13 protein-coding genes and 2 pseudogenes are annotated in these 14,211 nt (G+C 62.8%); 3 read left to right on the top strand and 12 right to left on the bottom strand.

Features of this window, described 5'->3' with window-relative positions:
- The first annotated feature begins 122 nt into the window (after positions 1-122).
- Entirely contained in the window at positions 123-1,763 is a 1,641-nt protein-coding gene (locus WD006_RS27375; protein WP_224446052.1) for a mechanosensitive ion channel family protein, read from the top strand.
- A gap of 18 nt (positions 1,764-1,781) precedes the next feature.
- On the opposite strand, the gene WD006_RS27370 is transcribed toward WD006_RS27375, so the two are convergent.
- On the bottom strand, positions 1,782-2,510 hold the full coding sequence (locus tag WD006_RS27370) for an anti-sigma factor (protein WP_011516375.1): 729 nt from the start codon (positions 2,508-2,510) through the stop codon (positions 1,782-1,784).
- A complete protein-coding gene (locus WD006_RS27365) occupies positions 2,507-3,106 on the bottom strand; it encodes an RNA polymerase sigma factor (protein ID WP_080711414.1) in 600 nt (199 codons plus the stop codon). The genes WD006_RS27370 and WD006_RS27365 overlap by 4 nt, the downstream gene beginning before the upstream one ends.
- 151 nt (positions 3,107-3,257) lie before the next feature.
- Between WD006_RS27365 and WD006_RS27360 the strand changes: the two genes are divergently transcribed.
- On the top strand, positions 3,258-3,878 hold the full coding sequence (locus tag WD006_RS27360; RefSeq protein ID WP_011516377.1) for a ferritin-like domain-containing protein: 621 nt from the start codon (positions 3,258-3,260) through the stop codon (positions 3,876-3,878).
- A 128-nt stretch (positions 3,879-4,006) separates the two neighbouring features.
- Here the strand turns inward: WD006_RS27360 and creD are convergent, their stop codons facing one another.
- The 7 genes and pseudogenes from creD to WD006_RS27325 all read right to left on the bottom strand — a co-directional run.
- Positions 4,007-5,449: a cell envelope integrity protein CreD gene (gene creD, locus WD006_RS27355; RefSeq protein WP_029307951.1), complete on the bottom strand. Its 1,443-nt coding sequence runs from the start codon at positions 5,447-5,449 to the stop codon at positions 4,007-4,009.
- Between the two features lie 121 nt (positions 5,450-5,570).
- Positions 5,571-7,016: a two-component system sensor histidine kinase CreC gene (gene creC, locus WD006_RS27350; protein ID WP_029307950.1), complete on the bottom strand. Its 1,446-nt coding sequence runs from the start codon at positions 7,014-7,016 to the stop codon at positions 5,571-5,573.
- An 18-nt stretch (positions 7,017-7,034) separates the two neighbouring features.
- Complete coding sequence (gene creB / locus WD006_RS27345; RefSeq protein WP_029307949.1) at positions 7,035-7,733, bottom strand: two-component system response regulator CreB; 699 nt, start codon at positions 7,731-7,733, stop codon at positions 7,035-7,037.
- A 22-nt stretch (positions 7,734-7,755) separates the two neighbouring features.
- A complete protein-coding gene (locus tag WD006_RS27340; RefSeq protein WP_029307948.1) occupies positions 7,756-8,868 on the bottom strand; it encodes an NAD(P)/FAD-dependent oxidoreductase in 1,113 nt (370 codons plus the stop codon).
- A gap of 189 nt (positions 8,869-9,057) precedes the next feature.
- Positions 9,058-9,537, bottom strand: a complete 480-nt coding sequence (locus WD006_RS27335) for an outer membrane protein assembly factor BamE (RefSeq protein ID WP_080710348.1) — start codon at positions 9,535-9,537, stop codon at positions 9,058-9,060.
- A 35-nt stretch (positions 9,538-9,572) separates the two neighbouring features.
- Positions 9,573-9,758, bottom strand: coding sequence for a hypothetical protein (locus WD006_RS27330; protein WP_029307946.1), 186 nt, complete (start codon positions 9,756-9,758; stop codon positions 9,573-9,575).
- Positions 9,759-9,858: 100 nt separating this feature from the next.
- Positions 9,859-10,134, bottom strand: a pseudogene (locus tag WD006_RS27325) (transposase); the annotation flags it as partial.
- Between the two features lie 246 nt (positions 10,135-10,380).
- Here WD006_RS27325 and WD006_RS27320 point away from each other — a divergent pair.
- Positions 10,381-11,367, top strand: coding sequence for a glutathione S-transferase family protein (locus WD006_RS27320; protein ID WP_029307945.1), 987 nt, complete (start codon positions 10,381-10,383; stop codon positions 11,365-11,367).
- Between the two features lie 383 nt (positions 11,368-11,750).
- Here the strand turns inward: WD006_RS27320 and WD006_RS27315 are convergent, their stop codons facing one another.
- The 3 genes and pseudogenes from WD006_RS27315 to WD006_RS27305 form a co-directional block, all read right to left on the bottom strand.
- Positions 11,751-12,938, bottom strand: coding sequence for a glycoside hydrolase family 71/99-like protein (locus WD006_RS27315; protein ID WP_152567226.1), 1,188 nt, complete (start codon positions 12,936-12,938; stop codon positions 11,751-11,753).
- Between the two features lie 246 nt (positions 12,939-13,184).
- Positions 13,185-13,598, bottom strand: a complete 414-nt coding sequence (locus WD006_RS27310) for a hypothetical protein (RefSeq protein ID WP_152567225.1) — start codon at positions 13,596-13,598, stop codon at positions 13,185-13,187.
- 344 nt (positions 13,599-13,942) lie between these two features.
- A pseudogene (locus tag WD006_RS27305) lies at positions 13,943-14,211 on the bottom strand (hypothetical protein); the annotation flags it as partial.

The following is a 14,211-nucleotide window of genomic DNA, read 5'->3' as shown; positions in this document are numbered from 1 at the left end:
CCGAACTTAAATCACAACACGAATGATTTCACTTGCCTGAGGCGCCAAACGTGGGTGATATCGGCGATTGTGAACGGCTAGGCGGATGCATGGAGATGATGGATTCACTGATACCACGGGGAGTGAAGCGAAGCAGCGGCGGCAGGGTGCCCGTCGCGCTATGGATCGCGCTGCTGTGGTGGCTGACCATGCCTTTCGCCACGTGGGCTGCCGAGGCGTCCACGTCACCTGCAGCGCCGCCCGCCGATCTGGTGCTGATGAACCTGCCGGTGGTGACGCTACGCGCGGAACTTGGTGGCACGCCACCCGCGGTGCGGGTCGCCCGCGCGCAGGAGCGGTTCGACAAGCTTGACCGGCGCGAGCTCGGCGAACCCGTGACCCAATTGCCGGGCCGACTGGGCAACGTGTCCGGCGTGGCAGTGCAGGTCGGTAACCGCATCCTGTTTTCGGTCGTCGATGGCGACCTGGACCCCGAACAGCCAGGGCAGACCGTGGAGTCCGTGGCTGCCACGGCCGCCGCGCAACTCCAGACTGCGCTCGATGCCCGCCGCGACCAGTTGCACTGGCCCACCATACTGCGTGGCACAAGCTACTCGCTGGCTGCGTTGCTGCTCCTGCTCGGCCTGTTGTGGTCCATCGCGCGCGGCCGTCGTCGCCTCGATCTGATGCTCCGCCGCGCGCTGGAATCACGCTTGCGCACACGGACGTCGGGTCGTTTCGACTGGTCCGGCGCGCTGCTGCAGCTTGCCAACAGCATCGCGCAGATCGTCGGCGCGGCGCTGATCGCGCTACTCATCTTCCTGTGGCTCGATTTCGCGCTCGAACAGTTCCCGCTGACCCGGCCGCTGGGCCAGCGCATGGGGGCGTTCCTGCTCGGCCTGCTGGGGCATGTCGGCACGTCCATGCTAGACGCCGTCCCGGGGCTGGTGACCGTGGCGGTCATCCTGCTTATCACACGTGCCGTGCACAAGCTGGTAGCCGCGATCTTTATTGCGGTGCAGCGGGGCCAGGTCACGGTGCCCGGCATGCACCCGGAAACCGCCGGCGCTACGCGGCGCATCGCGTCGACCGTGGTCTGGGCGCTGGGGCTGACGTTTGCATACCCGTACATTCCGGGCTCGCAGAGCGATGTATTCAAGGGCCTTTCGGTGCTGTTCGGGTTCATGGTGACGCTGGGATCGGCAAATATCGTCAACCAGATCATGAGCGGCATGGTGCTGGTGTATTCACGCGCGCTCCGGCGCGGCGACATGGTCGATATCGGCGGCACGATCGGCACAGTGACGTCACTGGATTCGCTGTCGGTCAAGATCGTCAACGTGCGGCGAGAGGAAGTGACGCTGCCGAACGCGGTGGTGGTCGGCAGCGCGATTCACAATTACTCTCGCCGGGGTGGTTCGGAAGCGAATGTGGGCGCGCTGGTCTCCACGTCGGTCACCATCGGCTATGACGCGCCATGGCGCCAGATTCACGGCATGTTGATCCGCGCGGCCGCCACCGTGCCGGGGCTTGGCAACAATCCGCCCCCTTACGTGCTTCAGCGTGGTCTGCAGGACTTCTACGTCGAATACGAACTGTTTTGCTCGATTGACGACCCACGGCGGCGCTTCGAGCTTCTATCGGTCCTGCACGCGGCGATCCAGGACGAATTCAACCGCAACGGGGTACAGATCATGTCCCCGCACTACATGGACCAGCCCGCCGCTCCGGTGGTGGTATCGCCAGACAATCAGTACGCGGCGCCAGGCGCGGAGAAGACGTAGCCGTAGTCACTCAGCCCGTCAGCGCGGGGATTTCAGCAAGGCGCCATGGAACACGACTGGCCCGCTCGGCCCATCCGGATTGGTGGACCCGCCGAGTGGCTCGATGCTGACCGCCAGGGTCGGCACGTTGGCGGGCAGCGTGGCCAGCGGCAGGCGAACCTGGCGCGCGCGGCCAATCACGCCCAGCGACTGAGGCTTGCCATCCACGGGGAGCGCCCAAAGCTGGAGGACCTGCTGGTTTGTCAGCGTCAGGTCGTCGAGCCTGCGAACCACCAGGGCGGGGCCGGTTGGATCCCAACTGACCAGCATGGCAGCCCGGGATTGTTGCGACTGCAGCAAGGCAACCACTGTGGAGGGACTGGGCCGTCGCTCGGGCCCGAGGCCTATGGTGGCAATAACGGCGATCAGCGCGATGACCGTCATCGCCGCCGTGGCGCCTCGCCAGAAGCTCGCGGCCTGCCAGACGTGACGCCAGCCAGTCGTGCGTGTCGGCTGTGCCTCGGCGGGATCGGCTTTCCAGCCTAGCCGTCGCTCGATGCCGCACCAGACGGCTTCTACGGGAACGGCCCGCGCTTGCAGCTCGGCCACCCCAGCCAGTCGTGCCTGCCAATGGGCAATCGCCACGCGCACGGCGGGCTCCTGGCGCGCCATTTGCTCCATGCGACGGCGCGCGCCACCGCGCAGCACGCCCAATGCGTACTGGGCGGCCATGCGGTCGAGCAGGTCAGGGTGGCGCACAAGATTCATGGCGTGGCCTCCAGGCAGGCGCGCAGCTTCTCCAGACCACGGCGGATCCACGATTTGATCGTGCCCAGCGGCACGCGCAGCCGCGCGGCCAGTTCGGCATGGCTGAGGTCCTGCAGGTAGGCCAGCACCACCGCCTCGCGCTGCTGGCCGTCCAGGCGCTGCAGGCAACGGTTCAGCGCGCGGGCTTGTTCGCTGGCTTGCGCCAGTTCGGCCGGGCCATCGTGTTCGTCTTCGAGATCGGCTTCCGGGGTGTCCTCCAGGGACGTGGCCGATGCCAGCCGCGCCGCATGCGCCCGGCGCAGGCAGTCGAGCGCCCGGTTGCGCACAATCGTCGTCATCCACGTCATCGGAGCGGCCACTTGCGGTCGGTAATCGGCGGCGTGGTGCCAGATGCTGACAAAACTCTCCTGCACCACGTCCTCCGCCCAGTCACGCCTGCGAGTGATACGCAGCGCGAGGCCGAACAGTTTCGGCACGACCTGATCGTAAAGCGCGCGCAGCGCCAGCCGATCCCCCAACGCCACCCGGCCGAGCAATACATCAAGCCCCGTGGGTGCGTCGGGCAACGAAGAAGGAGGTTCCGGGGACAGGGCCACGCGGCACTCCAGGCTGATGGGGTTGGCGGGATTATAGGCAGCAGGGAGTCAGCGGTGCATCCGCCGGGTGGATGGCTGCGTATAAGCCGATAACGCACGGGCAATGTGTTTCGCCTGCCAGCGTTCATCGCCCAAATCAAGGAGGGTTCCCATGAAAACCAAGCCTGACCTTTCTTTGCCGTTCGCCGGCTCCGCCTGCGACGCCGACCTTGCTCCCGATCTGGTCCGCCGCGGCTGGCTCAAGGCACCGGGTGCATTCGCACTCGGGTCGCTGGCCGTGATGTCGCTTGGCGAGGCCATGCCCGCCTGGGGGCAAACGCATTCCACCAGCACGAAGGACGACATCAATATCCTCAACACGGCACTTGGCCTGGAGTACCAGGCGATCGCCGCGTACCAGGTGGGCGCCGAAAGCGGGCTGCTGCAGAAGCCGGTGCTCGACACCGCCGTCAAGTTCCAGACGCACCACAAGGCCCATGCGGATGTGCTGGCCAACACGGTGATGAAGCTGGGCGGCACGCCGGTCAAGACCCGGAAGGCCAGCGAATACAACTTCCCGGCTGCGGATCTGAAAACCCAGGCCGATGTCCTGCGGTTCGCCGCCGGGCTGGAGAAGGGTGCTACTGCTGCCTACCTGGGCGTACTGCCGAGCTTCCACAATCGGGAACTCGCCAAATCCGCCGGCAGCATCCTTGGCGATGAGGCCATGCACTGGGCGATTCTGCTGAGTGTGCTGGGCGAGGACCCGGTGCCGGGGGCGTTCGTGGGTTGACGAGGGAGCGGGAGTGAGTGGCCCGACCAGTCACAGGTTGCGCGAGCCATCTCACGTAAAAGGGGCGGAGGATCTGTCGCGTGGAAAAGCGCTACGCACCTCCTGATTGGGTGCAGGCGGCCTGGGCACTACTGAGCCACGCGCCCGTTATTACTTTTACCTTCGCCCCCTTCTTCCTCCGACCTGGATTGCATATCCCCGTTGTACCAATCCACGCGGCGTGTCACCGTCATAATGCTGGCCAGCACCAGGAAGAGCAGGGTCGAACCCAGCAGTAGCGCGTTGTCCTCGGAAACCAGAATGCCGTACAGCGCGCCATACAGCGCCGCAATCAACGCCGCGAAACTCGCGCCTCGGCGCCAGCTGTGGAGGACGAACGTCAGGTAGAAGGCGAGCAGTCCGATGCACGCGGCACTCGCGGCCAGATAGGCGAGCAGGAATGTCACGTGCTCGGAAAGGCTGACGAGCATGAGGAAGAACAGGGTCAGCGCTAGTCCAACGAGCAGGTACTGGATCGGATGAATCCGCAGTCCCTTGATCTGCTCGAATACATAGAAGCCGGCGAAGGTCAGTAGTACGAACAGCAGCCCATACTTGATGGCACGCTCGACGCGTACATAGCCGTTGACCGGATCGATCAGCGTGACGGAGATGGACTCCGCGGCGTTCGCCGGGGCGGTCACGGCTGGTTGCGTACGCTCGCCATTCTCCATGGGCAGAAGGCGCTCTCGCACGTGGGTGTTGAGCGCGTTGACCGACCATTCGGCGCGGAAGCCACTGGCGTCCACCGTGCGCTGGCGTGGCAGGAAGTCGCCATCGAAACTGGGGTGCGGCCATGCGGATCGCATACTGAACGTATTCATGTCCGCGACCGGCGCGAACGCGATGGAACGGCTTCCAAGCAGGGAAAGCGTGAGCGAGAACGGCACGACGCGCGCGTCGGCGGGCTTGCCGGCCGCACCGCGGAGGTCGAGCTCCGCATGGAGCCCCTGGCCCAACCCGTTGAGTTGCGCGCCTTGCTCCATTTCCAGCGACTTTCCGGCGAGTTGCATGACCGGCGCCGCAGCAAGGCCGCGCATGTCGGACACGCCCAGTGCCACGAACGGCTCGCCCAGTTCGAAGCGGACATGCCCGGCGGATTTCTCGAATGCGGTGGCCGCCTTCAGGTCAGGCAAGACGAAGGTGCCCGTCCACTGGCTCGCCGCCTCATAAACAATCGCCTTGTGGATGCCTCGGTACCGTTCGCTGGGCTTGATCTCGGTTTGAACCTGGAGGGACTTCGGGAAGACCAGCAACTGTCGCGTGACCTCCCGGTACTGCGTCTGTGTCTTGCGGCCCTTGGCATCCTTTGCTTCGGATTCCACGAGGACTTCCTTGTAGGGCAGGACGATGATCGGGCCAGTCAAGGTTTGCGGGCCGGCATAACTACGCCAGATGCTTTGCTCGGCGGACTCCTGGAGGTGGCTGCGCTCCTCCACTAGATTGAAGACCATCTGCAGGGCGGCCCACAACACCAGGATCAGGCCCGCCGCGACCAGAACCTTGTAGGGATACGAGCGAAAGTTTTTCATGACTGTCTTGCGAGTGAAGATGCAGCAAGACTAGCGATCGCGGGTGAGGAGGGCGTGTGGTTGGCGTGAAGCCGTTGTGAAGGCTGCGCTCCGTCTTTCGCGTTACGTCATGTGTTGCGCGTCATGCGGAGATGGGCAGGACCATCACGGCGCTGGCGCCACCGCCCTCTCTGTTGGTAACGGTAGCGCTGCCATGGTGCAGCAGGGCAACTTCGCGAACCAGACATAGGCCAAGCCCGGTGCTGCGCTCGCCGCCACCGGGGCGGGGCAGGGAATAGAAGCGCTCGAACAGCCGCGAAAGCGCGTACTCGGGGATGCCGGGCCCTCGGTCCTCGATCCTGAGCGTGACCTGATCCTGATGGGGCCCGGGTTCCAGCACCACGTCGACGTCGGTCCCCGACGGCGCGAAATCCAGGGCATTCTCGATCAGGTTGACAATTGCCTGCCGCAGCAGGAACACGTCGCCGGAGACGTCGAAGGATTGTCCCTGCGCCGGTGGCTGCCAATGCAGGCTTACGCCGCGTTGGCGCGCCCGTGGCTCCAGAGACGCAAGAATATGCTCGATCTCCTGCGCCAGCCGCACGGGTTCGCGCTTCTCCAGACGCTGGCGTTGTTCGACTTCGGCGAGTGCCAGAAGCTTGCGGATCAACAAATCGAGCCGCTGCGCCTGACTGCGGATATTGCCGAGAAAGCGTTGGCGGTCTGCCGTCGGCATGTCCTCCTGAAGCAGTTCCGCCGCGCCGCCGATGGCGGCCAGCGGGCTCTTCATTTCGTGCGTCAGCGTGTGGATATAGTGCTCAACGTACTGCTTGTCTTCCAGTCGCACGCGCATGGTTTCCACCGCTCGGCCGAGTTCCGCGAGTTCGCTGGCGCCGCGCAAGGGCATCTCGGCGCGCTCGCCGGCCGCGACGGCCCGAGCATAGCGCTGCAGCTTGCGTAGCCCGTACACGAGCCAGAGCGTGCACACCAGTCCAATGACCGCGGCGCCGCCGATCAGCAACAGCCCGTACATCAGGATAGTCCGCTGACTGCGCGCGATGAACGGCGCCACGGTCTGATTCGGCTTGGCCACGGTCAGTACGCCGATGATCCGTTCGCCGTCGCGGATCGGGGCTGCCACATACATGATCGTGCTGCTGTCGTCGTTGGGGTCGGAGGGTGTGCTGCGAGCGCCATACTTGCCTTGCAAGGTCAGGTAGACATCGTTCCACCGGGAGTAGTCTTGCCCGACCGCCGCGCCTGACGAATCGAAGCGAACGATGCCACGATCATCGGTGATGTAGATGCGGTAACCGACGGCACCCTTGTGCATCCCCCACACGCTGGCTTCGACGGGCTGCTCATGCAGCCGCGCCAGATGATTCGCGAAATTGCCGTCGGCGAGATGACCGCTCTTGAAATCGTCGGTGGCCAGCACGGCGAGGACGTTGGCAGTGTCCACGAGGGTATCTTCCATGGCCTGACGCACGCCAGGTTTTACTTCCTGGACAAACACGCGCAAGGTCAGGAACGCTGCCAGCCCGACGATCAGGAAGAAGCCGAAGAAGATGCGCAGGCCGATATGCATGGAATGCCCTTATCTTCCTTATCGTGATTCGAGTGAGTAGCCCATGCCGCGATGGGTCCGGATCGGGTCGCCAGCGGGGTCGATCTCGCGGAGCTTGGCTCGGAGCGTCTTGACGTGCGTGTCGACGGTACGATCGACCGTATCGAGCGAATCGTGCCAGACCAGATCCATGAGCTGCGAGCGGGCGAAGATGCGCCCCGGGTGTTGCACCAGAAGCGCCAGCAGGCGGTATTCGTAGCGGGTGAGGTCCAGCCATCGGCCACGATAGGCCAGGCGGGCGCCGTCGGTGTCATGGACGAAATCGGCTTCCTCCTGGGCCATTGGCGATGGGTGGGGTGAGTCGCTGGCGCCCTTGGCGCGACGGAGGATCACGCGCACGCGAGCGGCAAGCTCACGTGGCGAGAATGGCTTTACCACGTAGTCATCCGCGCCAATTTCGAGCCCGACGATGCGGTCGATTTCCTCGTGCCGGGCAGTCAGGAAGATGACGGGAACGTCCGAAAACGTCCGCATCGAGCGGCAAACCTCAAAACCGCTGATATCTGGTAGCCCAACGTCGAGGATAACGAGATCGGGGCGTCGTGATCGCACGCGATCCAATGCCTCACTCCCCAGCGTGCAAGTCTCGACCTGCATACCTTCCGTGCGTAGGGCGTACAGAATCGTGTCCGCAATGGCTGATTCATCTTCCACCACAAGTACGGCTGGCTGTTTCATTACACAAGTCTCGCTATCAGGTTTAAATCTCTGCCGCGACGCCGCGTTTGTGGAAATAGATGCGTTCCGCGACCCATCGCAAAGGCGCCGAATGCAACAGGACATCGAACGCCCAATCCGACTGGAAATGGTCGAACGCCCAACGTAGCAGCCGCTTGGTCCGAAAACGCGGCGCGCTCTGTTCGGCCACCTGCTCTGGCGTTGCGGCGCCGGTCCGAAGGTGCGCCGCAATGGCCCGCCCGACAGCTTCGCCATGCCGCCACGCCGCGTGAATGCCGCCGGCCGTCACCGGCGACACGATACCAGCCGCATCGCCCGTTAGCAGTACGCCATCCCGGGCCAACGGATATACCGGGCCGCCACAGGGTATCAGGCCGGCACGGGTAGTGGTCGGTGCCGCGTCCTCCGGTACACCGAGCAGGTGCCGGACACGCCGAAGAAAGCCGTCGATATCCGGCGCTGCCCGACGCCGTGGCGCATGGCGCAGCGCCAGGCCAGCTTGCACACCGGTGGGATTCTGGGCCACCCAACCGATATACCCAGGCGCGAAGTGCTTGCTGGCGAAGCAATGCAGGGCATCTGGATCGGAGAGTTGCAGGCCGGCAAACTCGTATTCGACGCCGTAGAGGAAGGCGTTACCTTGCCCGAGTCCGGCGATCTGGGCCACCCTTGACCTCGCGCCGTCGGCACCTACCAGGTACCGCGTGCGGCCGACGCCCGGCACGGACCATCCGGCACCGGATCGTGACGCTTGACTGAAAGAGGTGCCGAGACGCAGGTCGACCCCGTGATTTACCAGCTCCGAGGCCAGCCAGCGCATCAGATTCGGCGTATCGGTGGTGAGAAAGTAGTAACCGGGCGCCGCCAACGCGAGGCTGCGCAGCGCCGGCGAATAGAGGCGAACCTTCTCGATGCGTCGCAGGCAATCGGCAGGAGCGCGGCCGAGCCATGTCTGCTCGGCCGCCTCCTTGACCAGGATGCCAGTGGTGTGAAGCTTGCTCCCGGGGTCTGTCTTCCGCTCGAGCACCACCACGCGCAATCCCGCGCGTGCCGCAGCCAGTGCGCAGGCGGCGCCTGCAAAGCTTGCGCCGATGACTACCACGTCGTGGTCAAAGTCCTGGGTTCGCGTCGCCATCTCGGTTCCTTCGTGGTGATTGGATGGCCGGGAGTATTCAGCGCGTGGGTGAAGGCAGGATGAGGTGAAAGTGAAGGGGGGAGGGTGCCGGGCACTTGGCACGAATTTGTGAAGTGGAGTCTACGCTTCCACGTCAGCATATAGCGACAAGAAGGCGATACTGGATTTGTTGAAGCCGTACTGCAATCTTCATGCTGTTGGCTCAGGAGGTTGGTGCTCGGCGGCGTTGGTGGGCGAACTCGCGTTCGCGCTTGGCAAAACCTTTCCGCGCCGCACGCCATCGATCTCGGCGATCAGTTCCTTTTCACTGGGCATCGGATCACTGTCAAAGCGCAGGAGTCTGTCGCCCGCGAAGTATGCGGTCAGTCGTCGTTGCTGCACGATATCGCGACGACCACGCCGGAAGGTGAAAACATAGTCCCAGCGATCTGCATGGAAGACATCGGTCAGCAAAGGCGTGCCAAGCAGGAAGCTCACCTGATCCCGGGTCATGCCGGGCCTGAGCTGGGCGACCGCCTCACGCGACACAAAGTTGCCCTGTTCGATAGTGATCTGATAGGGCGTGATGGCGTGTGCCAAAGAGAGTGAGCCGCGGTCATAGGCGGCGCAGCCGGTGAGCAGAGCCAATGCGATCCCATAGGACGCGGCGCGAGCGTAGTTGGAGGACATGTGTAGCAAGTTCTGTTCTGGCGGACAGCGCTCCGTCAGAGATAGCGAGAGACCAGGATGATGGCGGCCGGAATGCACACGAACACCGTGCTCAGAACGCCGCCAAATGCCCCGCCATGTTCGTCTGTGCTCGTTTTTCGCGAAACGAACCACGGCACAAGTAGCGCGCAGAGGAGGATGGCAACGGGCGTGACGTTGAGTAGGGCCAGCATATCGTCCATGGTGAGGCCCGCGGCGTGGGTTCTGACTCTTCCAGTATTGGTAAACGGCCGAGCCTGGAAACTCGGAAATTTCCGATTCATCGGATGAAAGGGTGGGCGGTCAGCCCGATGTCGTCCAGCCGCATGTTGTCGATGAGCGGATGACTGGGTAGCCGTAGGCTCGGCGTTTGATGACCCTGATGGTGTTGTTGATACCCTCGACCACGCTGGTATTGAGCGGATGCCCGCATCGGGCGAGGGTGCCGTGCCAATAGGTCTGCAGGCGCTGGCCGAACAACGCCATGGCCGGAATCTGACTTTGCCTTGTCTGGGTGCACCAACGTTCCCAATCCTTCTGGGCCCATGCCGGACGGCGGTAGAACCACAGGCGCTTGAGCGCGGGGCAAAGTACATTGCCGCAGAACTACCGGGATGCCCTGGAGGGGGTGATCGCCGCCAATTGGAGGTAAAGCGAAGGCCGGCTACTGCTTGGCGGCTGGCCGGCCTCGTCCCGCACCCCGATAGCTGTAGCCGTGATCGGCATACGTAAGACATGGCAGGTCGTCATGTGGAGCACAATGCAATCTCAAAGCAATGCGTCAGGCAAAGCGAGATGCTGCGGTAAAACGGAAAGGGGCGATCAATGGGACTTTTGGTGAATGGTGAATGGCAGGACAGGTGGTATGACACTACCTCCACCGGTGGCCGTTTCGTGCGTAAGGATGCGGCTTTCCGCAACTGGGTCACATGCGATGGCGCGGCGGGTCCCACTGGCATAGGTGGATTCCGCGCGGAGGTGGGCCGCTACCACCTCTATGTCAGTCTGGCTTGCCCTTGGGCACACCGGACACTGATCATGCGCGAACTCAAGGGGCTGGAAGACATGATCAGTTTTTCGGTCGTGCACTGGCTGATGCGCGAGGAGGGCTGGACCTTTGCCGACGGCCCTGGGGTGATACCAGACTCCGTCAGTGGCGCGCGCGTGCTGCATCAGGTCTACACATTAGCCAACCCAAATTACACCGGGCGGGTGACCGTGCCTGTGCTGTGGGACAGGCAGCAGGCCACGATCGTCAGCAATGAATCGTCGGAAATCATCCGTATGATGAACAGTGCATTCGACGGGCTTGGGGCGAGGCCAGGGGATTACTACCCGCTTGATCTGCGCGCGCAGATCGATGCCATCAACGCGCGGATCTACGACACCGTCAACAACGGTGTGTACAAGGCAGGTTTCGCCACCTCTCAGGCGGCCTACGAGGAAAGCGTGCGGTCGTTGTTCGATACGCTGGACTGGCTGGAGGCACAGCTTTCCCAGCAGCGCTGGCTGGTCGGAAATCGTTTTACCGAAGCCGACATCCGGCTCTTTACCACACTGATCCGTTTCGACGCCGTATATGTAGGGCACTTCAAGTGCAACCTGCGCCGAATCGTCGACTATCCGGCCTTGTCGGCCTATTTACGGGATATCTACCAACGGCCAGGCATTGCAGGCACGGTCGATTTCCTGCACATCAAGGGCCACTACTATGAAAGCCATCGGATGCTGAACCCCACGGGGATCGTACCGTTGGGTCCAATGCTTGATTTCTCAGCGCCGCATGGGCGAGAGCGGTTGGGGCAGGACTGACAGTTTGCTTTCGGCTGTCGCTTGTTCGGGCGGACGGCATTGCGCGCGACAGGCCTGTATTTTATGCATGGTGCTGATGACTGCGGTGGTGAATTGCCCGGTCGCGACCGCCATAAAAGGCCCGCCGGCGACCGGGGAACCTCCGGTGGGTGAAGGGCGCGGCGGTCTTGCGGATGATCCACGCCGATCGCAGCCCGCTGCATTGGGGCGCGGGAACTGTACGCTTGCGCACGCATCTTCCTGATGGCTCAGATTCGGCGGTCGGCATCGGCATCGGCATTGGGTGGCCGGCATGGTGGTCTCCCGCAATTGGTCTGCTCGAAATGACTGAGAAGAGCCAATGGGCACTGTCACGTTGCGCGTGATAGCACCCGCGTGACACATCAATTTCTCATGGCCGTCGCCAAGTCCGCAGGCGGCTGGCTGCCTTCGTGCACCGCACGTGCCGCGCGCCCGGTGACCTGCAGATACCAGTCGTCCGGAATCTGGCAGCCGTCCAGCGCTGGTGTAACCATTTCCACTCCGGCTGGGAGGGCGTTCGGGTCAGCAAGTGTAGGGAGCAGCGCCGTACCTTCATCCATTTCGTCGAACATCGCCACGAAGATGCCCGTCCTCCCTGCGCTCAAGAGGTTCGTCACCTGATGCCATAGGAAGCGTCCACAGTTGCGAGGGATCTCATTCAGCGGTCTATCGGTACCTCGTTGATGCATCAGGTTGTGCCAGGAGAAGCCGGGAAACACCACGGGAAGGTATTCAATGCCAAGCCGCTGTGTTTCCTCCCTGTCAGGTATGACGAACGTTTCCAGAAAGGCATCGGCATTTACATCGTTGTCGAAGCTACCTACGCTCCACGGACTGATTACGTCATAGCTGCGATAGATCTGGCTCCAACTGGCATCGGATTTGGAACCAGCACCCAGCGTCCGCCACGCTTCGGGCACGCCACCGATTAGTGTTGCCGCCAGTAGTCCGCCGGCCCCGATGTGTAGATCGGAGATAAGCTGTGAGACGAGGGCAGGGTCGCCTGGACGATCGGGAAAGCCAAATCCCCATAGCTGCAGTACGGGGCGATCACGATCCCTGAGATAAGCGGTGCTGGCTGTCAGTTTCAGGTCGTTCACAACATGACGCCAGTCCGTCCGGATGGCGTCGGTGACCGTGGCGGCATCCGCGCCCGAAACGTCATAGGTGATATAGAAGACCCGTCCACTCGCTTGCGCAGCATGCATGGCATTCAGCAACACCGTATCGCTGCGCGCTCGCTTGACCGGGTCTGTCGTCTCCGATACAAAACGCTGTACGGCCGCGCCGTCGATCCCGTAAGCGCGCATCCACTCGAAACGCAAGGCCACTACTTGCGGGTTCTGTGCCGAGTAAAGTAGCAGCGGCGCGCCGCTGCGGACAAGCAGTCCGGTGTTGCACAACTGCTTGGCCGGCAGCGCCTGCATATCGGGCAACTGATCCACGGTAAGCGAGCGAGGGACAATGGCACCGACAAACCAGTGCTGCCAGAACAAGTTTCCCGATGCGTCATCACCCGGACAGCCATACCATCCTTGGTAACCAACCATCACAAGAGCCGAAAGGGCGCCTGCTGGCTGCTGCGTAGGCTGCGCGGTTTGAACCGGCTGAGTTGGTGTCGCTGAAGGAGTTGGTGTAATGGTCCGGCCTGTGCCCGATCCCCCATCACACGCAGCCATCACGCCGGCAGCAAGGCACATTACCCCAAACCGCGCCATGGCCCGCAGCAGTTCGTTCCAATGTCTGTGGCCTGCCATATCTGCACACGCTATGAGTGAGATCATCGGCCACGCACGCTAGTTGTATGTCACGCTTACCAACGCGCTGGCAAATCCGGGACCGGAGGTAACGAAAAGCGTGCCGCCATTCGGTCCGATGCGCTGGGAGGTGCCAGGAAGAAGGGCGGTGGCCGCCCCTTTGGCATCTAGGTAGCGAAGCGTCAAAGGCGCATGTTCGGGCAACCCTTCGACCTGCAGCCTGGCGCTTGGCCGGTTGGAGGGCGAACTCGAAAACACGAGATCGGCCCCGGAGGTTTCCAGCGCGGCCGTCCTGACGATTGCCGCTGGAACGGCACGTATCTCATAGGGTGGCGCAACGATGCGTCCCGAGAAGCGAATGACTCCGCTCTCTGCATGGCTTGCGACGGGCAGCGCGCAGATGGACAGCAACAGCGCGCCCATACGGCGTGGATTTGCAATCAGTCGATTCATGTCAGCCCCTTGCTCTCGGCACTGCCATTGGCGTCGCGAGTACACGGGCGGCGCAAAGAATGCGCGCGCACGATACCTGCTCGGCCTGCGCTGGCGGGCCAAGTCGATGGATTCCGTTAGTGGATGCGGGAAGCTCTGGCGCAGTCCCCCGGACACGCCGATGTGTCCTGGATGTGCGCGATTGCGTGGCCGTGCTGGCCACGTGGGCGTCTAAGGTGGTTCGTGCATGCAGTGACCCCTGTTCAGCGATTGTCGTTATCGTCCGGAAGCCTGAGGGTCGGATCCCCTGCGGTTCGGAATTGTCCGAATTTTATGTCGGAAAATTCCCAATGCGACTCGCAATATCACAACTTGTTGCAAGTTCGATGAGCAGGATGCGCGCGTATCGAGAGGGCGCTTTGGCATAGGCCGTCCCAGCGTTGGCACTGACGCACGACGTCGATCGTTGTCTGACCATCGTCAACTTCGAGTACGGGCGAGACACCGAGCACCTCCAACGTCTCCCGTAGTTGGCGTCTTGCAGGTTTCATCCCCGATGTCGCCATTTCGATAAGAAAACTTATCGTAATGGCACGAGGATTCCGCGCAGGTGTCGCCCCCACCTTGACCTCGA

The sequence above is a fragment of the Cupriavidus sp. Met-2 genome (genome assembly GCF_049843575.1).
Classification (GTDB): Bacteria; Pseudomonadota; Gammaproteobacteria; order Burkholderiales; family Burkholderiaceae; genus Cupriavidus; species Cupriavidus metallidurans.
Note: the sequence above shows the minus strand (reverse complement) of the source record. Positions and strands in the feature narration are given on the sequence as shown.